Origin of the sequence: Kitasatospora sp. NPDC058115, from assembly GCF_042884635.1 — a bacterium.
Classification (GTDB): Bacteria; Actinomycetota; Actinomycetes; order Streptomycetales; family Streptomycetaceae; genus Kitasatospora.
The window spans coordinates 80,280-105,236 of the sequence record NZ_JBHVTL010000011.1; the positions used below are offsets into that span (position 1 = coordinate 80,280).

8 protein-coding genes are annotated in these 24,957 nt (G+C 76.5%); 3 read left to right on the forward strand and 5 right to left on the reverse strand.

Annotated elements, in window-relative coordinates; all coding sequences use genetic code 11:
* Nucleotides 1-123: 123 nt before the first annotated feature.
* Genes ACFVVL_RS14090 through ACFVVL_RS14100 form a run of 3 tightly spaced genes read left to right on the forward strand, consistent with a single transcriptional unit; the run spans nt 124 to nt 6,742 of the window.
* Nucleotides 124-4,491 (forward strand): AAA family ATPase, encoded by a 4,368-nt coding sequence (locus ACFVVL_RS14090; protein WP_387674664.1) that lies wholly within the window; start codon nt 124-126, stop codon nt 4,489-4,491.
* The gene (locus ACFVVL_RS14095; RefSeq protein WP_387674667.1) at nt 4,488-5,381 is read left to right on the forward strand and encodes a serine peptidase; all 894 of its coding nucleotides are present in this window, start codon (nt 4,488-4,490) and stop codon (nt 5,379-5,381) included. The genes ACFVVL_RS14090 and ACFVVL_RS14095 overlap by 4 nt, the downstream gene beginning before the upstream one ends.
* A gap of 59 nt (nt 5,382-5,440) precedes the next feature.
* Nucleotides 5,441-6,742, forward strand: a complete 1,302-nt coding sequence (locus ACFVVL_RS14100; protein ID WP_387674669.1) for a VWA domain-containing protein — start codon at nt 5,441-5,443, stop codon at nt 6,740-6,742.
* A gap of 4 nt (nt 6,743-6,746) precedes the next feature.
* Here the strand turns inward: ACFVVL_RS14100 and ACFVVL_RS14105 are convergent, their stop codons facing one another.
* Genes ACFVVL_RS14105 through ACFVVL_RS14125 form a run of 5 tightly spaced genes read right to left on the reverse strand, consistent with a single transcriptional unit; the run spans nt 6,747 to nt 24,935 of the window.
* Complete coding sequence (locus ACFVVL_RS14105) at nt 6,747-7,460, reverse strand: HAD-IIB family hydrolase (RefSeq protein WP_387674672.1); 714 nt, start codon at nt 7,458-7,460, stop codon at nt 6,747-6,749.
* Nucleotides 7,461-7,505: 45 nt separating this feature from the next.
* Nucleotides 7,506-7,700, reverse strand: coding sequence for an MbtH family protein (locus ACFVVL_RS14110; protein WP_387674675.1), 195 nt, complete (start codon nt 7,698-7,700; stop codon nt 7,506-7,508).
* A gap of 26 nt (nt 7,701-7,726) precedes the next feature.
* Nucleotides 7,727-8,470 carry a 3-oxoacyl-ACP reductase FabG gene (fabG, locus tag ACFVVL_RS14115; protein ID WP_380292914.1) on the reverse strand — a complete coding sequence of 248 codons (744 nt, stop codon included), beginning with the start codon at nt 8,468-8,470 and terminating at the stop codon, nt 7,727-7,729.
* 35 nt (nt 8,471-8,505) lie between these two features.
* Nucleotides 8,506-19,059 carry an amino acid adenylation domain-containing protein gene (locus ACFVVL_RS14120; RefSeq protein WP_387674678.1) on the reverse strand — a complete coding sequence of 3,518 codons (10,554 nt, stop codon included), beginning with the start codon at nt 19,057-19,059 and terminating at the stop codon, nt 8,506-8,508.
* A 32-nt stretch (nt 19,060-19,091) separates the two neighbouring features.
* Complete coding sequence (locus ACFVVL_RS14125) at nt 19,092-24,935, reverse strand: SDR family NAD(P)-dependent oxidoreductase (RefSeq protein ID WP_387674681.1); 5,844 nt, start codon at nt 24,933-24,935, stop codon at nt 19,092-19,094.
* Nucleotides 24,936-24,957 lie beyond the last annotated feature (22 nt).

Sequence of the window (24,957 nt, forward strand, 5' to 3'; positions counted from 1 at the left end):
GGCGGTGCGGCCCTCGGAACCACCGCTCCGATCCGGGCGATCCGGCCCCACCGGGGCGGGAAGTGTCTATCGTCGAACCGCGATGATCGGGGGACCGGGGGACCGGGGGACCGGGGGCGGAGGGTGGCGTTGGGCGAGGAGCGGACGCAGGCCGCGGGCGAGCCGCGGTACGCGGTGCTGTCGCTCGGGATCGCGCTGACCCGGACCGAGGACGGGGACTCGCCGCGCTTCGGCCTGGACGTCCTGGAGGAGGCTCCTGCGCACGCCGACCGGGTGGCGGGGATCCTGGCGGAGTTCCGGTACACCCGGCGCCCGGCCGCGGAGCCGCAGCCCCGGGCGGACTACGGGAGGCTGGTGGAGGCCGCGGTCGAGGCCGAGGACGCGGACGTGCTGATCGTGCACATCGTCGGGCACGGCGAACTCGCCGACGGCAGCAGCGAGAAGCTGTACGTCCTGGGCAGCGACGGGGAGCGGCTCAGCCGGCCGGTGGGCAGCTGGATCGACCTGATCGAGGACCACCCCGACCGGCACCGGCCGGTGACCCTGTTCGTCCTGGACGTCTGCTACAGCGGACAGGCGGCGGTGACCGCCTGGCACGCGCGGATGGACGTCGACAGGCGCCGGGCCTGGGTGCTCGCCGCGACCGGACCGGACCGGCAGGCGTTCGGCTACCGCCTCAGCCGGGCCCTGGTCCGGGTGCTGGAACGCTACCGGGACCTGGAGGTCCGCTTCGACCCCTCCCTGCCGCACATCCCCTCCGCCACGGTCTGGCGGGACATCGGCCGCACCGTCGACGAGATGGCCGAACAGGCCGGCGGGCTGCCGCAGTCGGTCCTGACCAGCCTCGTCCCCGGTCACGCCGACCTCTCCCGGCTGCCGTTCTTCCCCAACCCCTGCTACGCCCCGCAGCACGGCGGACCGGCACCGGACCTGCCGCCGGAGATCGCCCGCCTGGCGGACTGGGCCGCGGACCCCCTGCACTTCATGCGCCGCGCCGGCGGCGGCGAACCGGTGGCCCGGGACTGGACCGAGGGCTACTTCAGCGGCCGCACCGCGCAACTCGACACCCTCACCGGCTGGCTCGACGACGACACCGCCGCCCCGCACCTGCGGGTCGTCACCGGCAGACCGGGCGCCGGCAAGTCCGCGCTCCTCGGCATCCTGCTGTGCGCCGCCCACCCCGCGCTGCGCCGCCACACCCGCCCCCTGTGGGCCGCCCTCGACGACCACGTCCCGGGCGAGAACGACCGGATCGCCGCCGTCCACGCACGACGCCTCGGCCTCGACGACATCGTCGCCTCCCTGGTCCGCCAGATCCGCCACATCGTCACCCCGGGCGCTGCGGGCTCCCCGGACGGGCAGGCGCCCGCCCCGGACGCGAGCCCGGCGCAGCGCCTGCTGGACCTGATCCCCTCCGGCGAGCGCCCGGTCACCGTCGTCATCGACGCCCTCGACGAAGCCCTCAGACCCCGGGACGTCACCACCGCCCTGCTGCTCCCGCTCGCCCGGCACGCGCGGACGACCGGCGGGCCGCTGCGGCTGCTGGTCGCCACCCGCGAGGAGGACCGGTTCGACGAGCTCCTCGGCCTGGCACGGGACGGCGGATCGCTGACGGACCTGAGCACTGTCGCACCGCACGAGCTCCGCGCGGACCTGACCGCCTACGCGAAACGGCTGCTCACCGCCGACGGGCCGTACACCCGCAGCACCCTGCGGCCCGCCCGGGACGCCCTCGCGGACGCGATCGCCGAAGCCCTCACCGCACCCGCCGACGCCGACCGGCCGGGCGCGGACGCCGAAGCCCCGCACTGGGGGGAGTTCCTGACCACCGGACTCTACGTCCACCACCTGCTGGCGCTGCCGCCCGCCGACACACCCGAGGAGGCCCGGCGGCTGGGAGGGGCCGTGCCCCGCAGCCTCCCCGACCTCCTCGAACTCGACCTGCGGCGCCACGCCGACCAGCCCCACCTGCGACCGGTGCTCACGGCCCTCGCCTTCGCCCAGGGCCGGGGCATGCCCGAGAGCGTCTTGGTCCACGCCGCCGCCGCCTTCACCGCCGACGGCGACCCGCCTCCGTCCCTGCCGCAGCTGTACGCCCTTCTCGACGGGGACGCACGCTTCTACCTGCGCCGCGACCTCGACGCCGACGGCACCACCCTCTACCGGCTCTTCCACGAAGGCCTCGCCGACTGGCTGCGCGGGCCCGCCGGTGACCCGTCGCCCGAGGACCCGTCGCCGGCGACGGACCCGCTGCCCGGCCCCGCGCAGCGCCTGTTCGAACACCTCCTGCTCGGCGTCCCCCGGGACCGCAACGGCGGCCCGCTGTGGCAGAACGCCGCCGACTACCTGCTGCGGCACACCGCCCAGCACGCCGTCGACGCCGGACGCCTGGACGAGCTCCTCGACGACGCCGGTCACCTCCAGCACGCCGACCCCCACGCCCTCGCCGACGCCCTGTCCCGGGCCGGCTCCGACCGGGCCCGGCTGGTCGCCGCCGTCTACCGCGCCTCCTGGGGCGTCCACCACACGCTGCCACCCGCGGTGCGCCGGCAGCTCCTCGCCCTGGACGCCGCCCGCTTCCGCATCGCCCCGCTCCAGGACGAACTCCCCGGCGACGCCGACTGGCGGGTGTGCTGGGCCACGGGCGGCCAGGTCTCCACCGCGCTGATCCGCACCATGGTCGGCCGCAACGGCGCGGTCCATGCGCTGGGGGTGGCGGTCCTCACGGGGCGCCCTCATGCCGTCGCCGGGTGCGGCGACGGGTCGGTGGCGCTGTGGGACCTCACCACCGCCACCCAGGTCCGCCGGTTCACCGGCCATGCCGGCAGGGTCGTGGCGGTGGCGGTGGCGGACCTCGACGGGCGCCCCCACGCCGTCACCGCCAGTGCGGAGTCGGTGCGGCTGTGGGACCTCACCACCGGCACCCAGGCCCGTCAACTCATCGGCGGGGCAGGGGCGGTGGCAGTGGCGGTGCTGGACGGGCGCGCCCATGCCGTCACCGGCGGCAGCGACGGGTCGGTGGGGCTGTGGGACCTCACGACCGGTACCCGGGTCCGCCGGCTCACCGGCCACACCGTCAGGGTCGGGGCGGTGGCGGTGACGGTCCTGGACGGGCGCCCCCACGCCGTCACCGGCGGCAGCGACGGGTCGGTGGGGCTGTGGGACCTCACCACCGGCACCCGGGTCCGCCGGTTCACCGGCCACTTCGGCGGGGTGAACGCGATGGCGGTGACGGTCCTGGACGGGCACCCCCACGCCGTGACCGGCGGGAACGACCAGTCGGCGCAGGTGAGGGACCTCGTCACCGGCACCGAGGTTCGTCAACTCGCCGGTCACACCGACGGGGTCGGGGCGGTGGCGGTGACGGAGCTCGACGGGCGCCCCCACGCCCTCACCACCAGCGACGGTTCGGTGAAGCTGTGGGATCTCACCACCGGTGTCCGGGTCCGCGGGATCGCCGGCCACTTCGGCGGGGTGAGGGCGGTGGCGGTGGCGGACCTCGACGGGCGCCGCTACGCCGTCACCGGCTGCCGGGACGGGTTGGTGCGGTTGTGGGATCTCTCCACCGGTACCCGGGTCCGCCGGCTCACCGGCCAGAGCGACAGGGTGAGGGCGGTGGCGGTGACGGAGCTCGACGGACACCCCCACGTGGTGACCGCCGGCGACGGTTCGGTGGGGTTGTGGGATCTCACCACCGGTGTCCGGGTCCGGGGAATCGCCGGCCACTTCGGCGGGGTGAGGGCGGTGGCGGTGGCGGTCCTGGACGGGCGTCCGCACGCGGTCTCCGGCTGCAGTGACGGGGCGGTGCGCCTGTGGGACCTCACCACCGGTACCCAGGTCGGCCGGCTCACCGGCCACACCGACTGGGTGAACGCGGTGGCGGTGGCGGTCCTGGACGGGCGTCCGCACGCGGTCTCCGGCTGCGGCGACGGGGCGGTGCGGCTGTGGGACCTCACCACCGGTACCCAGGTCGGCCGGCTCGACACCCGCACCGGCTGGGTGAACGCGGTGGCGGTGGCGGTCCTGGACGGACGCCTCCACGCCCTTGTCGTCGGCGACGGTTCGGTGGGGCTGTGGGATCTCACCACCGACACCCACGTTCGTCAACTCGACGGCCACACCGGCGGGGTTCACGCGGTCGCGGTGACGGAGATCGACGGACGCCCCCACGCCGTCGTCACCGGCAACGGGGAATCGGCGTCGGTCCAGGACCTCACCACCGGTGCCCGGGTCCGCCTGCTCGCCGGTCACACCGGCGGGGTCGGGGCGGCGGCGGTGGCCGACCTCGCAGGGCGTCCGCACGCCGTCCTCGGCTGCGGCGACGGGGTGGTGCGGGTCTGGGACCTCACCACCGGCACCTGCCGCACCACGTTCCACCTCCCCGCCGCGGTGACCGCCGTGACGGTCACCGCCGACGGCACCGTCGTGGCGGGCTTCGGCCGCGAAGTGGCCACCCTCAGTCTGGACCCCCTTCTCAGGAGACTCCGTTGACCGGCATCACCGATTCACCGCTCCGCGTCGTCGCCGTGCACGGCATCCACAACAGCTTCGGCGCCGGCATCTCCGACGCGCGCAAGGAGGAGCTCCGGGCGCTCAAGGCCGCCGCCTGGGCACGGGACCTGGCGGCGGGGCTCGGCACGGCGCCGGAGCGGATCGACGCCGACTTCGCCTACTACGCGGACAAGCTCCGCCCCGGCCCGGCGCCGCAGGGCGACCGGGGCGGCGACTTCCTCGACGACCCGCTCGCCCAGGAGGTGCTCGACGCGTGGGCGCGGGAGCTGGGGGTGCCGGAGGAGGTGGCGCAGGGGAACGCCGCGGTGCCGCTGCGCGCGTTCTCGTCCTGGCTGGCGCGCAGGTTCGACCTGGCCGAGGGCCGGCTCGGGGTCTTCGTCCGGCTGCTGTGCGGCGAGGTGGCCGCGTACCTGCGCGCAGCCGATGCCCCGGAGCGCCTCGCGGCGCGCGAGGAGGTCGCGGCGCGCATCGCCCGGCACCGGCCGCGCGTCGTCGTCGCGCACTCCCTCGGCTCGGTCGTCGCCTACGAGGCCCTGCACGCCCACCCGGAGCTGCGGCCCGAGCTGTTCCTCACCCTGGGCTCGCCGCTCGCGCTGCCCCGCGTGGTCTTCGACCGCCTCGTCCCCGCTCCGCAGCCCGCCGACGGCACCCGGGCGCGCGGTGCGGGCCTGCCCGGCGGGATTCGCTGGGTGAACATCGCCGACCCGGGCGACCCCGTCGCCGTCCCTCCCGGGCTGAGCCGGTTCTTCGACGGGATCGCCCTGGACCACACCACGTCGGTCAGCTCCCTCTTCCGCTTCCACCACGCCGACAACTACCTGCGGTGCGCGGCCACGGCGGCCACCATCGCCCCCTACGCCGGGCTCTGACCCGGCGAGCGGCGGCACGGTCCTGTCGGGGCGGGGAGGAGCCTTGCCAGACTGTGTCCATGACGGAGCGAGGCTTGAGTGCGGGTGCGAATGTGCCGGTCGACGCGGCGGCCGTGCGGGTGGAGATCGGCCGAGGGGCCGGGGGACCCGATGTCGATGCGTCGGCCCTGCTGGTGGCGGCGGACGGCCGGGTGCGGGGGGACGGGGACTTCGTGTTCCACAACCAGCCGCGGCATGCGTCGGGGGCGGTGGTCCATCAGGGGAAGGCCGAAGGGGACGGGGTGGTGACGGACCGGCTCGCGGTGGGGCCGGCGGCCGTGGAACCGGGCGTCGAACGGATCGTGCTGGTGGCCTCGGCGGACGGCGGGACCTTCGGGCAGGTGCGCGGGCTGGTGGTGCGGCTGGTCGACGCGGGGACGCAGCGGGAGCTGGCGCGGTTCGAGCCGGTGGCGGGGCCGGAGACGGTGCTCATCGGCGGTGAGCTGTACCGGCGGGGCGGACAGTGGCGGTTCCGGGCGCTCGGGCAGGGGTACGCGTCGGGGCTCGCGGGGCTGGCGGCCGACTTCGGGGTCACCGTGGACGACGAGGAACGCGGCGGCGCGGGGGAGGAGGAGAGGCTCCCGGCCGGGATGCGGGAACGGCTGTCGCTGCGCAAGCGGCAGGTGGCGGTGAGTCTGGAGAAGCACGGGGCGGCGGGCATGGTCGCACGGGTCGTGCTGGTCCTGGACGCCTCCGGGTCGATGTCCGCGCTCTACGCCCGGGGCGTGGTGTCCGACGTGGTGGAGCGGATGGTGGCGGTGGCGGCGCAGCTGGACGACGACGGGACGATGCAGGCGTGGACGTTCGCGTCGAACCCGGCCCGGCTGCCCGACCTGCGGGTGGGGGACCTGCCGGAGTGGCTGCAGCACGTCCGGGTCGGGCAGCTGGCCGGGCTGTTCGGCCGCCGCCGGCGCGGCAACCGGCTGCCCGACGGCCGGGTCGACATGAGGGCGGTCGGCATCGGCAACGAGGAGCAGAAGGTCATCGCCGAGGTGCGGGACCACGTGCGCAGGAACCCGGCCGCGGCGCCCACCCTGGTCCTGTTCTTCTCCGACGGCGGCGTCTACCGCAACGCCGAGATCGAGCGCGAGCTGCGCGCGTCCGTGGAGGAGCCCGTCTTCTGGCAGTTCGTGGGCCTGGGCCGCTCCGACTACGGCGTGCTGCAGCGCTTCGACGACCTGCCCGGCCGGCGCGTGGACAACGTCGGCTTCTTCTCCGTGGACGACATCAGCACCCTGCCCGACCCGGAGCTGTACGACCGGCTGCTCTCCCAGTTCCCCCGCTGGGTCGTGGCCGCCCGCCGGGCCGGCATCCTGCCGTAGCGGTTCAGATCCAGCCGAGGGTGTCCAGGGCGGCGTGGATGCCCGCCGCGCCGGGGTGTTCGGGGCGCAGCACGTGCGGGGTGTCGGCGAGCGCGGCGAGCAGGGCGGGCTCGGCGCCGCCGACCACCACCGCGTGGGTGCCGAGCCGGTACAGCGAGAGGTCGTTGAGGGAGTCGCCGGCGACCAGGACGTCCTCGGGCCGCCAGCCGAGCTTGCCGGCCAGGGCGCGCACGGCGGTGCCCTTGGAGGCCCCGGGCGGCAGCACGTCGAAGTAGCGGTCGCCGGAGTACACCCAGGCGCAGCCCAGCGCCTCGACGGCGGCGGTGAGGTCGGCGGTGAGGTGCCGCGGCGCCAGCCGGTAGGAGCAGCGGCCGTCCTGGACGACGTCGTGCTGGTAGGTGAGGTCGGGGAAGCGGTGCAGTGCGGCGCGCACCCGGTCCTCTCCCGGCCAGCCGGCCCGCAGCCGGTCCTGGAGGGCGTCCAGCGGGGTGAGGTCGGTGCCGTCGAGGACGGTGGCGCCGACGTCGGCGACGATCCAGCGCGGCCGGGGGACGAGCGGGTCGCGCAGGACCTCGCGGACCGCGGAGGGACCCCGGCCGGTGGCGAAGACCGGGGTCACCTCGGGGTGGCGGAGCAACGCGTCCCGCAACCGCCGACGCTGGTCCGGGCTGCCGCCGAGCAGGGTGCCGTCCAGATCGGTGACCAGAATCCTCGACACCGCCAGGACGCTAGCACGGTCACGGGTCGTGGTGAAGTGTCCACCTCAGGTGCGGGCGGCCCCCTGACGGAGGGACAGCGGGCGCAGGTCGCTCCAGTGGGCGTCGACCCAGGACTCGCAGGCGTCCTCGGTGCCGGTGAAGCCGGCGGGACGCCAGCCCGCGGGGGCGGGGAGGGCGGCGGGATGGAGGGCGTGCTGCTCCTCGTCGTTGACCAGCACGGTCCAGCGGGTGTCGGACACGGGGGGCTCCAGAGGGGGGAAGGGGGTCAGCGGAAGCCGCCGTCGATGCGGACGACCTCGCCGGTGAGGTAGCTCGCCCGGTCGGAGAGCAGGAAGGCGACCAGGTCGGCGACCTCCTCGGGGCGGCCGAGGCGGCGCAGGGCGACCTGGTCGAGGGACTGCTCGACGGCCTCCTCCGGGAGGTCGGCGACCAGGTCGGTGTCGATGTAGCCGGGCGCGACCACGTTGGCGCGGATGCCGTAGCGGCCGACCTCCTGGGCGAGCGAGCGGGTGAAGCCGATGATGCCGGCCTTGGTGGCCGCGTAGTTGGTCTGGCCGGGGTTGCCGCAGACCCCGGCGACGGAGGACAGCGTGACGATGGCGCCGTGGCGGCGCAGCGCCATGCCGTCGATCACGGCGCGGCAGGCGTGGTAGACGCCGCTCAGGTTGACCTGGAGGACGTCGTGCCAGTCCTGGTCCTCCATCAGCAGCAGCGGGGTGTCGCGCAGGATCGCCGCCGAGGCGACCAGGGCGGTGACGGGGCCGAGGGCGTCCTCGGCCCCGTCGACCAGTTCGCGGACGGCGGCGGCGTCGGCCACGTCGGTGCGGCGGACGTAGACGGCGCGGCCGAGGTCCCGCAGCTCCTTCTCCAGGGTGCGGGCGGACTCGGCGTCGCTGCTGTAGCACAGGGCGACGTCGTAGCCGTCCTCGGCCAGCCGCAGGGCGGTGGCCCGGCCGATGCCGCGGGTGCCGCCGGTGATCAGCGCGACGGGGGTGGCCGTGCGGTGCATGGCGTGCCTTTCGGGGAGGGGGTGAACGGGCGGGGTCAGGAGGCGGGATGCTGCCGCACGCGGCGGCGCAGCTCGGCCAGCGGGAGGTCGGGCTCGCCGGTCAGCAGGTCCAGCACGGCCGGCCACCGGCGCATCATGGCGGCCATCGAGCGCGGGTCGATCCGGTCCGGCGCGTACAGCCACAGGCCGCGCAGCCCGGCGTCGGACTCGTGCATCATCAGGTAGAGGTCGGCGTTGTGCGGGCGCATCTCGGTGATCAGCTCCGGGATCACCTCCGCGTCGCCGACGTTGAGGTTCAGCGGCGCCGCGCTCAGCCCGTGCAGGTCCAGCGGGTCGCCCGCGACGTTGAGCAGGTTGAACAGCAGCCGCAGCGGGTTGCGGTCCTCCCCGGCGTCCCGGCGCAGCCACCGCAGCGGGACCTCCTGGTGCCGATGGGCGTCCAGGACGCCCGCCCGCACGGCGGTGACCAGGTCCCGGACGGTGGCGTCGCCGGCCGGGCGGGGGCGGACCACGACCGGGTTGATGAAGAAGCCGATCATCTGCTCGGTCTGCGGGTGCTCCCGGCCCGCCAGCGGGAAGCCCACCGCGAGATCGGTGCCGGCCTCCTCCTGCGCGTAGCTCTGCAGCAGCAGGTGGAAGGCGGACAGCAGCAGCATGAACAGCGTGGTGCCCTCGCGCTGCGCGGCCTCCTTCAGCGCCGCGGTGACCTCGGGCTCCAGCACGAAGCCGCTGGTGTAGCCCTCGACGGCCTCGGCCTTCTGGTGCTCGGGCGCCTCGAAGCGCGGCAGCTCCGGCAGGTCCGTCAGCAGCCGCTCCCAGTGGGCGACGTGCTCGTCGAGCTCGCCGTCGGCCAGCCGCCGCCGCTGCCAGGCCGCCCAGTCCGGGTACTGGAGCGCCGGCTCGGGCAGCCGGGGCTCGCGGCCCAGCACCCGGGCGGCGTACAGCTCGCCCAGCTCGCGGCCGAGCAGCGCGTACGACCAGAGGTCGACCACGATGTGGTGCAGCACCAGCACCAGGACCCAGGTGTCCGGCCCGGTGGTCACCAGGGTGCCGCGCACCAACGGGCCCTCGGCCAGCCGGAACGGGCGGTCCACCTCGGCCTCGACCAGCCGTCGCAGCGCCCCGGTCCTGGTCTCCTCGGGCTCGCCGCTCAGGTCCACCGCGGCCAGCGGCCAGCCGCCCGACGGGTCGGCCAGCTGGCGCCAGGAACCGGCGCCGTCCTCGACGATCCGGGTGCGCAGCGCCTCGTGACGGGCCACGATCGCGTCCAGGCTCTCGCGCAGCGCCGCCGGGTCGAGGGTGCCGGTGAGCACCGTGGCGGTGATGACGTTGTGGTGCGAGGCCTCCGGGTCGACCGGCTGGTGCATGATGTCCAGCTGGGCGAAGGAGAGCGGCACCCCGCCGGTGCGGTCGGCGCGCGGGACGCCGCCGCGCGCGGCCGGGCGGCGGCGCCGGGGCTGCGCCGCCGGGCGGACGGGCGCCGGGCCACCGGCGTCCGGCAGGGCGGCGCAGGCCGCGACGGCGGTCAGGGCGGCGAACCAGGTCTCGGCCAGCTCGCGCACCGCGGACTCGTCCAGCACCCCCCGGGCCCAGGTCCAGCCGGCCGCCAGGCGCGGGCCGTCGGGGCCGTCGTAGGTGACGGCGTTGAGCTCCACCGGGTGGGTCCGCAGTCCGGCCGGGGCGCCGTCCTCGGTGCCGGTGCCGCCGAGGGCGAGCGCCGCGTCGGCGGTGACCGGCGCCCAGAGGGCGTCCGGACCGGCGTCGGCGAAGCGCCCCAGGTAGTTGAACGCCACCTGCGGGGCCGGCAGCGCGGCCAGCGCCGGGGCGGTCTCCGGGTTCAGCCGGCGCAGCAGGCCGTGGCCCAGGCCGTCCCCGGGCAGGGCGGCCAGCTGCTCCCTGATCCGGACCACGGCGGCGGCCAGTTCGGGCCCGGCGGCCTCGACCTGCGGCCAGTCGAGCGGGCCGGCCGCCAGCCGCACCGGCTGGACGCTGGTGAACCAGCCCACCGTACGGGACAGGTCGACCCCGTCCGCGAGGTCCTCCTGACGCCCGTGGTTCTCCACGGTCACCAGCACCCCGCCGTCCGGCGCCCGCTCGGGGGCGCGGCGCCGGCGCCACTCCTCCAGGGCGATGCCGAACGCGGCCAGCAGCACGTCCTGCACGCCGGTGTGGAAGGCGCCGGGGGCGGTGGCGAGCAGCGCGGCGGTGGCCTCGGCCGGCAGGGTGAGGACCAGCCGGCCCGTTCCCCCGGCCGGCTCCGGGCCGGCCGGCAGCAGCGCCGGCGTGTCCGACAGCAGCCGCTGCCAGGCCGGGAGTTCGGCCACGCGCCGCGGATCGGCGGCCTCGTCGGCCAGCAGTCCGGCCCAGCGGCGCACCGAGGTGCCCACCGGGGCGAGCGGCACCGGCCGCTGCGCGAGCACCGCCTCGCCGGCGGCCCGCAGATCGGGCAGCAGGATCCGCCAGGACACCCCGTCCACCACCAGGTGGTGCAGCACCAGCAGCAGCTGTCCGGGGCGGTGCGCCCCGGCGTCCAGCCAGACCGCCTGGAGCATCACCCCGGCGCGCGGGTCCAGCCGGCTCCGGGCGGCGGCGGCCTGTTCCGCGGTCAGCGCCCGCAGCCCGGCCGCGTCGAGGCCCTCGGCGTCCACCCGCAGCAGGTGGTCCGCGACCGGCGCCGAACCGGCCGGCCCGGCGTGCAGCACCCAGCGGCCGTCGGCCCGGGTGTCCAGCCGGGAGCGCAGCACGTCGTGGTGGTCGACCAGTGCCTGCAGCACGGCGGCGAGCCGCGGCAGGTCCAGCTCCCCGGCCGGCGGCACGGCGACCACGGCCTCCTGGCTGAACCGCCCCCACTCCTCGGCGGGCAGGTCCAGTTCGCGCAGCCATTCGGTGATCGGGGTGGGGGCGATCTCACCCGTCCCGATGTCCTCGGTGTCCGCCGCGTCCTCCGCCCGGACGGCCACCGCCGCCAGCTCGGCCACCGACGGGTGGGCGAACACGTCGCGGGCGCCGATCACCAGCCCGGCCGTACGGGCCTGGGAGACCACCTGGATCGCCTGGATGCTGTCGCCGCCGAGGTCGAAGAAGCCGTCCCCGGTGCCGACCTCCGCCAGCCCCAGCACCTCGGCGTAGATCGCGCACAGCGTCTCCTCGGCCGCGGTGCGCGGGCGGGCGGAACCGGCGGCCGCGGTGAACTCCGGCGCCGGCAGCCCCTCCCGGTCCACCTTGCCGTTGGCGGTCAGCGGCAGCTCCGCCAGCACCACCACCGCGGCCGGCACCAGGTACGGCGGCAGCTGCGCGGCCAGCGCGGCCCGCAGCGCCGCCGGGTCCGGCGCCGTCCCCGGGCGGGGGACCACGTAGCCGGCCAGGGCCCGCCGGCCCGGCTGGTCCTCGCGGACCGCCGCCACCGCCTGCGCCACCTCCGGCAGGGCGCCGAGCGCGGACTCGATCTCGCCCAGCTCGATCCGGAAGCCCCGCACCTTCACCTGGTGGTCGGTGCGGCCCAGGAAGTCCAGCCGGCCGTCGGCCCGCCGGCGCACCAGGTCCCCGGTGCGGTACATCCGGGTGCCCGGCTCCCCGTACGGGTCCGCCAGGAAGCGGCGGGCCGTCAGACCGGGGCGGCCCAGGTAGCCCCGGGCCAGCCCGGCGCCCGCGACGAACAGTTCGCCGGGCACGCCGGGCGGCACCGGCCGCAGCCCCTCGTCCAGCACGTACACCCGGGCGCCGGGGATCGGCCGGCCCACCGGCGGAACGCCCCCGCCGGGCGTCAGCGGTCCGGTCAGGGTGGCGCACACCGTGGTCTCGGTCGGGCCGTAGGCGTTGACCATCCGCCCGTGCGCCGACCAGCGGTCGGCCAGCGCGGCCGGGCAGGACTCGCCCGCCACCACCAGCGACAGCCCGGCGGGCAGCCCGCCCGGCGGCACGGCGGCCAGCACGCTCGGCGGCAGCGTCACATTGGTGACCCCGTACCGCTCGCAGGTGCGGGCCAGCGGCTCGCCCGGGAGCAGTTCCTCCTTGGGCACGACGACCAGCGCGGCGCCGGTCAGCAGCGCGTCGCAGCGCTCCGCCACCGAGGCGTCGAAGCTCGGCGAGGCGAACTGCAGCACCCGGCTCTCCTCGTCCAGGCCGAAGCCCTCGCGCTGCGCGGCGACCAGGCCCGCCAGGCCGGTGTGGGTGACCACCACGCCCTTGGGCGTGCCGGTGGAACCCGAGGTGTGGATGACGTACGCGGCGTTCGCCGGGGTCAGCGGAGCGGTGCGCTCGGCGTCCGACGGCGCCGTCACGGGGAGGGCGGCGAGCTCGGCCGCCGTCTGCGGCGCGTCCAGCCGCAGCACCGGGACGTCGGTGGCCGGCAGCGCCCCGGCGGCCTCACCGGCCGTCAGCAGCAGGACCGGGCGGGCGTCCTGGAGCAGGAAGGCGATCCGCTGCGCCGGGTAGTCCGGGTCGACGGGCAGGTAGACCGAGCCGGCCTTGACCACGGCCAGCATCGCCACCACCGAGGCGGCCGAGCGCGGCAGCGCCACCGCCACCGGCCGCTCCGGGCCCGCGCCGAGGCCGATCAGCAGCCGGGCGAGCCGGTTGGCCTCCGCCTCCAACTGCGCGTACGTCAGCTCCCGTTCGGCGTCCAGCACCGCGAGCCGCTGCGGGGTGCGGGCCGCCTGCGCCTCGAACAGCGCGGGGAGGGTGGCGGCGGCCGGGGCCCCGGCCGCGCCGTTCCCGTCCGTCAGCAGCCGCTGCCGCTCCTCGGGGGCGAGCAGCTCGACCTCGCCGACCGGGCGCTCCGGCGCCGCGCAGACCGCCAGCAGCATCCGGCGCAGCCGCTCGGCCAGCAGCTCCACGGTCGCCGGGTCGAAGACATCGGCGTTGTACTCGACGACGCCGTCGATCCCGGCCGGGGCGCCGTCGCCCGGCGTGCGCCGGCCGGTCAGCGAGAACACCAGGTCCATCCGGGCGCCGCCGGTGTCCACCGGCACGACCTCCTCCGTGAGGCCCGGCAGGCCGAGCACCGCGTCGGGGACGTTCTGCCAGGCCAGCATCACCTGGAACAGCGGGTGGTGGGCGGTGGAGCGGGCCGGCCGCAGCGCGTCCACCAGGAACTCGAACGGGACCTCCTGGTGGGCGTAGGCGTCCAGGCCGCGTTCGCGGACCTGCGCCAGCAGCTCCCGGAAGGTCGGGCGGCCGCTCAGATCGGCGCGCAGTACGAGGGTGTTGACGAAGAAGCCGACCAGCTCCTCGGTGGCGGCGTCGGTGCGCCCGGCGACGGTCGCGCCGACCGGGACGTCGTCCCCGGCGCCCAGCCGGTGCAGCAGCGCGGCCAGGGCGGCGTGCACGACCATGAACTCGCTGGCGTCGTGCCGCCGGGCGAGCTCGGCGACGGCGGCGTGCAGCGCGGCGTCCCAGCGCAGCGCGACGGTGCCGCCGCGCCGGCTCGCCGAGGCCGGGTGCGGCCGGTCGGCGGGCAGCGCGATCCGCTCCGGCAGGCCGTCCAGCGCCCGGCGCCAGTGGGCGAGCTGCCGGTTCCAGGTGCTGTCCGGGTCGTCCTGGTCGCCGAGCAGCCGGCGCTGCCACAGGGTGTAGTCGGCGTACTGGACCGGCAGCGGCGCCCAGCGTGCCGCGCGGCCGTCGCGGCGGGCGGCGTAGGCGGTGGCCAGGTCGCGTCCGAGCAGGGCGACGGACCAGCCGTCGGCGGCGATGTGGTGCACCACCAGCACCAGGGTCTGCCGCTGCGGGCCGTGCACCAGCAGCTCGGCGTGCACCGGCAGTTCGCGCGTCAGGTCGAAGCGGTGGCGGGCGGCGGCCTCCACGGCGGGCGCCGCGTCGGCCTCGGGCACCTCGGTGACGGTCAGCACGGCGCGCCCGGCGTCGGGGCCCAGCACGTGCTGGCGCGGGACACCGGCGGTGTCGGGGAAGACGGTGCGCAGCGCCTCGTGCCGCTCGACCACGTCGGCGAGCGCGGCACGCAGCGCGACGGCGTCCAGCGGTCCGCCCAGGCGCACCGCCATCGGGATGTTGTAGGTGGCGGAGGGGCCCTGCATCCGGTCCAGGAACCAGAGCCGGCGCTGCGCGAAGGACAGCGGCAGTTCGGCGGGCCGGGGCTCGGGCGCCAGTTCCGGGCGCGCAGAAGCCGCGGCTGCGCCCTCACCGGCCAGGTGACGGGCCAGGCCTGCCACCGTCGGGGTCTCGAACAGCGCCCGGACCTGCACCTCGGCGCCCAGCGCGGAGCGGATCTGGGAGACCAGCCGGGTCGCGAGCAGGGAGTGGCCGCCCAGGTCGAAGAAGCTGTCGTGGACGCCGACCGCGGGCACCCCGAGCACCTTGGCGAACAGCGCGCACAGCGCCTCCTCGCGCTCGTCGCGCGGGGCGACGTACGCGGAGGCGAGGTCGCGGCGCTCGCCGTCGGGGGCGGGCAGCGCCTTGCGGTCGGTCTTGCCGTTGGGGGTCAGCGGCAGGGCGTCGAGCAGGACGTAGGCGGAGGGGACCATGTAGGCGGGCAGGCGTCCGGCCAGGGCGGTGCGCAGCTCCGGGACGAGCCGGCGGGCCAGCCGGCGGCGGGTGCCGCTGACGTGGCGGCCCCAGTCCGGCTCCTTCGCCGGCACCTCGGCGAGGCGCGGCAGGCCGGGCGCGGGCGTGCCGTCGGCGCCGGTCCGGCGGGCGACCAGGGTGAGCGCGCCGTCGGGGCCGTGGCCGGACCAGTCGAGGTCGATCCGGTAGCCGGTGGCGTCGGCGAGGGACCACAGCTCCTCGGGGTCGACCGCCTCCGGGCGGCCGGTCGCCGGGGCGTCGCCCTCCGTCAGCTGCCCGAGGGTGTCGGCGAGGTCGCGCAGCCGGGCGTTGGGCACGTCGCGCACGGCGAGCAGCGCGGGGCGTTCGGTGGTCAGCCGCTCGCGCAGCGCCGCCACGCTCAGGCCCTCGGCCGTCCAGTCCAGCCACTCGGCGGCGGGCTCGCCGGCCGGCCCGGCGGCGGGACCGCCGGTGGTGAGCACGACGTCGTAGCGGAAGCGGTTCAGCTCGTTGGCGGCGGCGGCCCGCTTGGGCAGCACCCGGACCTCGCCGATCGCCGGGAAGCGCCGCGGCAGGGCGGTGAACAGCCCGGGGTCGAAGACCAGCTCCTCGTCCTCCTCCACCCGGCGGCGCACCCGGGCGAGCAACTCGGCGCCGGGCAGGCCGGGTTCGGCGTGCGCCAGCTGCACCGAGAGGTGGAAGGCGCTCAGCAGCGGCAGGCTGCGGATGTCGCCGAGGAACAGCGAGCCGCCCGGGGCCAGCCGGCTCAGCGCGCCCTCGACGACCCGCAGCAGGTAGCGCTCGTCGGGGAAGTACTGGACCACCGAGTTGAGCACGATGACGTCGAAGAGCCGCTCGGGCAGCCGGTCCAGCCGGTCGGCCGGGCAGGCGTGCAGGGCGACCTCGCCGAAGGCCCCGGCGGCGGCGTCGACCACCGGGCGCAGGCCGTCCAGGGCGACCTGCGAGATGTCGGTGCCCCAGTAGCGCTCGGTGTGCGGGGCGACCCGCTGGAGGATCAGACCGGTGCCGCAGCCGATCTCCAGCACCGAGCGCGGGCGCAGGGCGAGCACCCGCTCGGCGGTGCGGTCGGCCCACTCGCGCATCTCGGCGGCCGGGATCGGCTCGCCGGTGTAGCTGCTGTTCCAGCCGCGCAGGTCCTCGCCGGGGATCGGGGCCGCGTCGGGCGCCGGGGCGTCCTCCGGCTCGTCGTAGGCGGTGTCCCAGATCCGGCGCCACTCGTCGACCTGGTCGGGCCACTCCGGGGCCGCAGCGGTGCCGCCGTCCGCGGCCGGCACCACGTACGCCACCAGCCGCTGGTCGCCGGGAACGTCCTCACGGACCGTCACCACCGCGTGGCCGACCTCCGGGTGGGCGGCCAGTTCGCTCTCGATCTCGCCCAGCTCGATCCGGAAGCCGCGCAGCTTCACCTGGTGGTCCAGCCGCCCCAGGAAGTCGATGCCGCCGTCGCGGCGGCGGCGCACCAGGTCCCCGGTGCGGTACAGCCGGGCCGCCGGGTCCGGGTCGAAGGGGTGCCGGACGAACCGCTCGGCCGTCAGCTCCGGCCGGCCCAGGTAGCCCCGGGCCAGCCCGGCGCCGCCGATGGTCAGCTCCCCGGGCACCCCGGGCGGCACCAGCCGGCCGCGCTCGTCCAGCACGTGCAGCTCGGTGTTGGCGATCGGCGCGCCGATCGAGACCGGGCCCTCGCCCACCTCGGCCACCGCCGACCAGATGGTGGTCTCGGTCGGCCCGTACATGTTCCACAGCTCCACGCCGCCGGCCAGCAGCCGCCGGGCGAGGTCCTCGGGCAGCGCCTCGCCGCCGGCCAGCACCTTCAGGCCCGGCGCGCCCCGCCAGCCCGCGTCCAGCAGCATCCGCCAGGTGGAGGGGGTGGCCTGCATGACGCTCGCCCCGGAGGCGGCCAGCAGCCGCGACAGCCGCTCGCCGTCGGCGGCCGAGGAACGCTCGGCGACCACCACCCGGGCGCCGCGCACCAGCGGCAGCAGCAGCTCCAGCAGCGAGATGTCGAAGGAGTGCGTGGTGACCGCGAGCAGGGTGTCGTCCGCCGCCAGGCCGGGCCGCTCGCCCATCGCGTGCAGGAAGTTGGTCAGCGCCCGGTGCGGGACCTGCACGCCCTTCGGCCGCCCGGTGGAGCCGGAGGTGTAGATCACGTAGGCGAGGTCGTCCTCGTCCACCGGGGCGCCGGGGTCGCCGGCCGGCTCGGTGGCGAGCTCCTCGCGCAGCTCGTCCAGGCAGAGCACCTCGGCGCCGCAGGCGGGCAGCCGCCCGGCCACCGGGCGCTGGGTGAGCAGCACCGGCAGCCCGGAGTCGGCGAGCATGAAGGCGATCCGCTCCGGCGGGAACTCCGGGTCCAGCGGGACGAAGGCGCCGCCCGCCCTGAGCACCGCCAGCAGCGCCACCACCAGGTCGACCGAGCGCTCGGTGCAGACGCCGACCAGGACGTCGCGGCCGACGCCGTGCCGGCGCAGCCGGTGGGCCAGCCGGGCGGAGCGGTCGTCGAGTTCGGCGTAGGTCAGGGCCTCGGCGCCGCAGCGCACCGCCTCGGCGTCGGGGGTGCGGGCGGCCCGCTCGGCGAAGCGGTGGTGGACCGGGCCCCGGTCGGGCCACTGCCGGCGGGTGTCGTTGCCCCGCTCGCGCAGCGCCCGCTCCTCGTCGGGCGCGAGCAGCGGCACCTCGCCGATCGGACGGTCCGGGTCGGCGAGCACCTGCTCGACCAGCAGCCGCAGGTGGCCGGCCAGCTGGTCGACGGTGGCCGCCTCGAACAGGTCGCTGTTGTACTCGAAGCGGCCGCTCAGGCCCTCGGGGCGGTCGAAGACCTGGAGCTCCAGGTCGAAGCGGGCGGTGTCGCTCTCCACCTCCATCGGCTCCAGGTGCAGGCCCGCCACGTCGAAGGAGGGCATCGCGATGTTCTGGAAGACGAAGGAGACCTGGAAGACCGGGGTGCGGGAGAGGTCGCGCTGCGGGTGCAGCTCCTCGACCAGCCGCTCGAACGGCAGCTCCTGGTGGGCGAAGGCGCCCAGGCAGGCCGGCCGCACCCGGGCCAGCAGCTCCCGGAAGGACGGCGCGCCCGACAGGTCGGTGCGCAGCGCCAGCATGTTGGCGAAGTAGCCGATCAGCCGCTCGACCTCGGGGCGCCCCCGGTTGGCGACCGGCACGCCGACGACGACGTCCTCCTCCCGGGTGTAGCGGTGCAGCAGCACCTGGAAGGCCGCGAGCAGCGTCATGAACGGGGTGACCCCCTCGGCCCGGCTGAACTCCCGCACCCGGTCCATGACCGGCGCGGACAGCGCGAACGGGCGCGAGCCGCCGCGGGTGGTGCGCACGGCGGGCCGCGGCCGGTCGGTGGGCAGCTCCAGGGCGGCCGGGGCGCCGGCGAGGGCCGCGGTCCAGTAGGCGAGGTCGCCCGCCGCGCCGTCGCCGTCCAGCCGCTTGCGCTGCCACACCGCGTAGTCGGCGTACTGGATCGGCAGCGCGGGCAGCACGGCCTCGGTGCCGGAGGCGTACCCGCCGTAGAGGGTGACCAGCTCGTCCAGGAACACCGAGGTGGACCAGAGGTCACCGGCGATGTGGTGGATGGTCAGCAGCAGGACGTGCTCGTCGGCGGCCAGCCGCAGGAAGCGCATCCGCACCAGCGGGCCGGTGGCGAGGTCGAAGGGACGGGCGAACTCCTCCCGGGCCAGCGCCTTGATGCCCTCCTCGCCGTCCGGGCCGGCCAGGTGCTCGCAGGCGACGACGGCGAACTCCGGCTCGGCGCCCTCGGTGACCACCTGCACCGGCTCGCCGTCCACCGCGCGGAAGGTGGTGCGCAGCGCCTCGTGGCGGCGGGCGATCGCGGAGACGGCGCGCCGCCACAGCTCCAGGTCGAGCGGGCCGCGGATCCGGGTGGCGCCGCAGACGTTGTAGGCGGTGTCACCGGGTGTCAGCTGGTCCAGGAACCACATCCGCTGCTGCGGGAAGGAGGCCGGGAACCGGTGCCGGCGGGGCTGGGCGGCGGCCTGCTTGCGGCGCAGGCGCTCGGCGAGCAGGGCCCGCTTCTCGGCGGCGGACAGGGTCGCCGGGTCGGGGGTGGTCATCGCGCGTCCGTCCTCGTGTGTGTCGCGGGTGCTCATTCCTGGTCCCCCTGCTCGGCGGACTCCTCGGCCAGCAGGGCCTGCAGCCGGGCCTCCACCTCGTCGTCCGACAGGCCGTCGAGGTCGTCGAGGTCGAGGTCGCCGAGCGCGTCCGGGCCGTCGGGGCCGTCGGGGCCGTGCGGGCCGTCGAGGGTGCCGAGGCCGTCGAGTTCGACGGAGGCGTCACGGCTGATCGCCTCGATGGCGTCCTCGGCGTCCCCGCCGCCGCCCCCGGCCAGCAGCCGGACGGTGTGCGCGACGGTGGGGGACTGGAAGAAGTCCCGCAGGTCGAGCTCGGTCCCGAAGCGGCCCTGGATCCGGGTGTTGATCTGCACGGCGGCCAGCGAGTGGCCGCCCAGGGCGAAGAAGTCGTCGTTCACGCCGACCTCCTCGACGCCCAGCACCTCCCGCCAGAGCGCCGCGACGGCCTCCTCCTGCTCGGTGGCGGGCGCCACGAACGGGGTCGCCAGGTCCGGGCGCGGGTGGCTGCCGCCGAGCGGCGCCAGCTGCTCCAGCTCCCGGGCCAGCAGCGCCGGGGTGATCGAGCGGGCCAGCCGGCGCAGCGCCCCGAAGTCCTGCGGGGTGACCACCAGGTGGGCCGGGAGGTCGGGCTGCGCCAGCACCCGGGCGAAGGCCGCCCGGCCGTCCTCCTCGGTGAAGCCCTCGCCGAGCGCGGCGAGCGCCCCGGCGGCCGCGGGCCGCGCGCCGGTCCCGGCGTCCCCGGCGTCCCCGCCGTCCCCGGCCGCCGCGGTGGACCCGCCGGCGGCCTCGGCCTCGGCGACGGTCTGCGCGATCTGCTCCAGCAGGGCGTCGACGTCGTTGATCCGCTTGACCGTGAAGTCGCCCACCCGGACCAGCAGCCGGCCGTCCGGGTCGAGCAGTTCGAGGTCGCAGCTGAGGGTCTCGCCGGTCGACCCGGCGGGGTGCCTGATCTCCACCGAGACGTGCACGGTGCCGGTCAGCGGGTGCAGGATCCGCAGGCTCCGGTAGGTCAGCGGCAGGTAGTACGGGTCCTCGGCGTGCAGCCGGAACACGCCGCCGGCCATGTCGAGCAGCGCCGGGTGCAGCGGGTAGGCGTCCAGGTCGGCGAGGAAGGCGTCGTCCAGCCGCAGGGTGGCGAGCATCCGCCGCCCGCCGGTGCGGATGGTCTCCAGCACCTGCCAGCGCGGCCCGAACCAGAACTGCAGCGGGCCGCCGCCCTCCTCGAAGCGCTCCACCCCCAGCCGGCGGCGGATCTCCTCCTCGGTCTCCAGGACCTCGGTCACCTCGCAGCGGGCCTCCACCTCGGCCAGGTCGCGCACCGTGTCCGGGCCGCGCTCGTGGAACGACGCCGAGCCGACGGCGTGCTCGCGCCAGGGCGCGCCCTCGCCGGGGCGGCTGCGGACGGTGAACCGGGTGCGGCCCTCGTGCTCCTCGACGGTGGTGTACACCGTCCGGGTCTGCCCGTCGGGGACGATCACCGGCGTCATGAACAGCACGTCGTGCAGCTCGATGTCGCGCTCGCCGGCCTGTCCGGCGAGCGCGGCGCGGACCAGCTCCAGGTAGGCGGTGCCCGGCACCAGCCCGTGGTCCATCAGCCGGTGGTCGTCGACGATCCAGCTGTCCGCGGTGGACAGCACCGTCTCGTAGACCCGGGTGGTCCCCTCGGACCGCACCGGCCGCAGCAGCGGGTGCCCGGTCTCCTCGCCGGCCGCGCCGGTCCTGGCGGTGAGCCCGGCGGCCATGCCGACGCCCTCCCAGGTGCCCCAGCCGAGCGAGGTCACCGGCCGGCCCTGGCGGCGCCGCCACTGGGCGTAGGCGTCCAGGAAGGCGTTGGCCGCGCCGTAGTCGCTCTGGCCGGGGCCGCCGAGGACGGCGCTGACCGAGGAGCAGAGCAGCAGGAAGTCCAGCGGGTCGTCCGCGCAGAGCCGGTCCAGCAGCAGGGTGCCGAGGGTCTTCGCCCCCAGCACGCCGTCGGCCTCCGCCGGGGTGCGGCGCGCCAGCATCCCGGCCGACGGCGCCCCGGCGGCGTGCACCAAGCCGTTCAACGGGCCGAACCGCTCGCGCAGTTCGGCCAGCCGGGCGGCGAGCTGCGGCTCGTCGGTGACATCGGCGCGCAGCACCGCGACCCTGGCGCCGCGCTCGCGCAGCCGGGTCAGCCGGCGGATCCGGACGCTGGTCGGGTCCTGCTCGCCGTGCGCCTCCAGCCAGGCCGGCCAGGCGTCCTCGGCGGGGAAGCCGGAGCGCCCGAGCAGCGCGAGGACGGGGGAGGCCGCGCCCTCGGCCAGCTGCTCGGCGAGAGCCAGGCCGACGCCGCCGAGCCCGCCGGTGACCAGGTAGACGCCGCCGTCGCGTAGCTGCGCCGGGCCGCCGGCCGGCCGGTCGTCGGCGGCCAGCGGCAGGGCGTCGAAGTCACGGACCCACCAGTGCCGCCCGCGCAGGGCGAGGTCGCGCTCCGCGGGCTCGCGCAGCAGCAGCGCGTGCACGGCGCCCACCGCCTCCCGGCCGGGGTCGCCGGGGTCGGTGCCGGTGAGGTCCAGCAGCCGGCAGACGGTGTCCGGCAGCTCCTGCGGCAGGACGGTGCACGGGCCGGCCAGCAGGGCCTGCTCGGGGCGCAGCGCCTCCTCGCCGGTGACGGCGTGCACGCCGCGGCAGAGCACGTCGACGGTGACCGGGACGGCGGGCCGGACGTCCCCGACGGCCTGGGCGAGGGCGCTCAGGCTGTCCAGGCCGAGCCGGCGGGCCGCGGCCAGCCGGTCCTCGTCGACGGCGGCGTCCTCGGACGGGTCGTCACCGAGGCTGAAGGCGTGCACCAGCCGCAGGGCCGTGGCGTCCCCGAGGTCCAGCGAGCCGAGCAGTCCGGCGAGCTGCGCGCGGTCGGCCGGGTCCAGCGTCCAGGCGTGCTCGCCGAGGCGGTGCGGGCCGGGGACGCGCAGGCCGTCGGTGCGGGCGGAGCCGTCGTCGACGGCGACCCGGACCACGGGCGCGCCCGCGCCGGCCAGCCGGTCGGCGAGCGCGGCGCCGAGGGCGGTGCCGTCGCCGAGCACCACCCACAGCGGTTCGCCGTCCCGGCCGGGCCGGGCGGCGGCCGGGGCGAGGCGCTTCCAGCCGGGCGTGCGGAACCAGTCCTCCAGTGGCACCGGTCCGGCCGGGCGCTCCGGTGCGGCGGCGGTGCCGGGGTCCGGGTCGACCCAGTAGCGCTCGCGCTGGAAGGCGTAGCCGGGCAGTCGCAGCACCCGGCCCCCGGCCGGGGCGAGGGCGGCGGGGTCGACGGGCGCCCCGGCGCTCCACAGCGCGCCCAGCGCCTGCGCCAGCCGGACCCGGTCGTCCTCCCGCTCCTGCGGGTGGCGCAGCGAGCCGGCCACCGTGCGGCCCTCCTGCCAGGCGTCGTGGCGGCGGACGAAGTCGCCGAGGGTGTGGCCCGGCCCGACCTCCAGCAGCACCCAGGACGGATCGGCCAGCAGCAGCGCGGCCGCGTCGGCGAACCGGACCGGCTCGCGCAGGTGGCGGCCCCAGTACTCCGGGCTGGTCGCCTCCTCGTCGGTGATCCAGGTGCCGGTGACGTTGGAGCAGAACGGGATCTGCGGCGGGCTCAGCCGCACCCCGCGGACCGCCTCGACCAGCGGGCCGACCGCGCCGTCCATGGCGGCGGAGTGGAAGGCGTGCGAGGTGTGCAGCCGGCGGCAGGCGACGCCGGCGGCCTTGAGCCGGCGCTCCAGGGCGTCCACCGCCCCGGCCGGGCCGGAGACCGCGCTCAGCTCGCTGGAGTTGACCGCCGCCACGGCGAGGCCGGGGTCGGCGTCCAGCCACGGCGCGAGCTCGCGCTCGGCGAGGAACACGGTGAGCATGGACCCGGCGGGCATCGCCTGGACCAGCCGGCCCCGGGCGGCCACCAGACGCACCGCGTCCTCCAGCGAGAACACGCCCGCCAGGCAGGCGGCGACGTACTCGCCGACGCTGTGACCGGCCATGGCGCCCGGCCGCACGCCCAGGGACTCCCAGTGGCGGGCCAGCGCGTACTCGACCAGGAACAGCGCGGGCTGGGCGAACTCGGTGCGGGTCAGCCGCTCCTCGGCCGCCGCGGCCCGCCCGGGCGCGGGGAACAGCAGCGCGCGCGGGTCCTCGCCCAGCTCGGCGGCGAACAGCTCGGCGGCGCGGTCGAGTTCGGCGGTGAACACCGGCTCGTGGCGGTACAGGCCGCGGGCCATGTCGACGTACTGGGTGCCCTGGCCGGGGAAGAGGAAGGCGACCCGGGCCCGCTCGGCGGCCTCGGCGGTGCCGGCGGCGGTCACGGCGCGCAGCGCGGCGACGATCTCCGCCAGGTCGCGGCCGGCCACCGCGCGGCGCCGGGCGAAGGCGCGGCGGTGGTGGGCCAGGGTGTGGGCGAGGTCGGCCGGTGCCGTCGCCGGGTGGGCCTCCAGGTGGTCGGCGAGCCGGCGGGCGCCCTGCGCGAGGGCCTCCGGCGTCCGCCCGGACAGCGGCAGCACGACCGGCGCGCCGTCCGGCCCGGCGGCCGGGGCGGGCTCGGCGGCCGGGGCGGGTTCGGGGGCCGGGCCCTCCTCCAGCACCAGGTGCACATTGGTGCCGCCGATGCCGAACGAGCTGACCCCGGCCCGGCGCGGCGCGCCGCCCCGGGGCCACGGCCGCAGCCGGTCGTTGACGAAGAACGGGCCGGACTCCAGGTCGAGTTCGGGGTTGGGCTTGGTGAAGTGCAGCGACGGCGGGATCGCCTCCCGGCGCAGCGCGAGCACCGCCTTGATCAGCGCGGCGACCCCGGCGGCGGCGTCCAGGTGGCCGATGTTGCTCTTCACCGAGCCGATCGCGCAGAAGCCGGTCTCCTCCGTGGACTCCCGGAACGCCCGGGTGAGCGCGGCGATCTCGATCGGGTCGCCGAGCGCGGTGCCGGTGCCGTGCGTCTCCACGTAGCCGACCGAGCCGGCCTCCACCCCGGCCACCGCCAGCGCCTCGGCGATCACCGTGGCCTGCCCGTCCACGCTGGGCGCGGTGTACCCGGCCTTCAGCGAGCCGTCGTTGTTGACGGCCGAGCCGAGCACCACCGCGTCCACGGTGTCGCCGTCACGGCGGGCGTCGGCCAGCCGGCGCAGCACCACGACGCCGGCGCCGTTGCCCGGCACCGTCCCGCCGGCCGACGCGTCGAACGGACGGCAGTGGCCGTCGGGGGAGAGGATGCCGCCCGGCTCGTACTGGTAGCCCTGCTCCAGCGGCGAGCCGATCGAGACGCCGCCGGCCAGCGCGAGGTCGCACTCGCCGTTGAGCAGGCTCTGGCAGGCCAGGTGGATCGCGGTGAGCGAGGTGGAACAGGCGGTCTGCACGCTCAGCGCCGGGCCGGTGAGGCCGAGCTTGTAGGCGACCCGGGTGGCGAGGAAGTCCTTGTCCGAGGCGAGCATCGTCTGGTACGGGCCCGCCGAGTCGAAGACCCGCCGGTTGGCCGTCACGTTGTGCAGCAGGTAGGTGTTCAGACCGGCGCCGGCGAACACACCGATCCGGCCCTCGAACGCCTCCGGCACGCAGCCCGCGGACTCCAGGGCCTCCCACGCGCACTCCAGGAACACCCGGTGCTGCGGGTCCATGATCTCGGCCTCGCGCGGGTTGTAGCCGAAGAAGGCCGCGTCGAAGCGGTCGGCGCCCTCCAGCACGCCCTTGGCCGGCACGTAGCCGTCACGGCCCGACACCCCGGGGTCCACCCCGGAGGCGCGCAGCTCCTCCTCGGAGAGCACGGCGATCGACTCGCGGCCCTCCTCCAGGTTCCTCCAGAACGCGTCGACGTCGGGGGCGCCGGGGAAGCGGCCGGCCATGCCGACGATGGCGATCTGGTCGAGTTCTTCGGACATCTCCGGCATCGGGGTCTCCTGTCGCCCTCTC

Bases quoted from the DNA above. Each gene is read 5' to 3' on its own strand.
- ACFVVL_RS14100 (WP_387674669.1), top strand. From the start codon at position 5,441: ATGACGGAGCGAGGCTTGAGTGCGGGTGCGAATGTGCCGGTCGACGCG.
- fabG (WP_380292914.1), bottom strand. From the start codon at position 8,470: ATGCACCGCACGGCCACCCCCGTCGCGCTGATCACCGGCGGCACCCGC.
- ACFVVL_RS14120 (WP_387674678.1), bottom strand. From the start codon at position 19,059: ATGACCACCCCCGACCCGGCGACCCTGTCCGCCGCCGAGAAGCGGGCC.
- ACFVVL_RS14125 (WP_387674681.1), bottom strand. From the start codon at position 24,935: ATGCCGGAGATGTCCGAAGAACTCGACCAGATCGCCATCGTCGGCATG.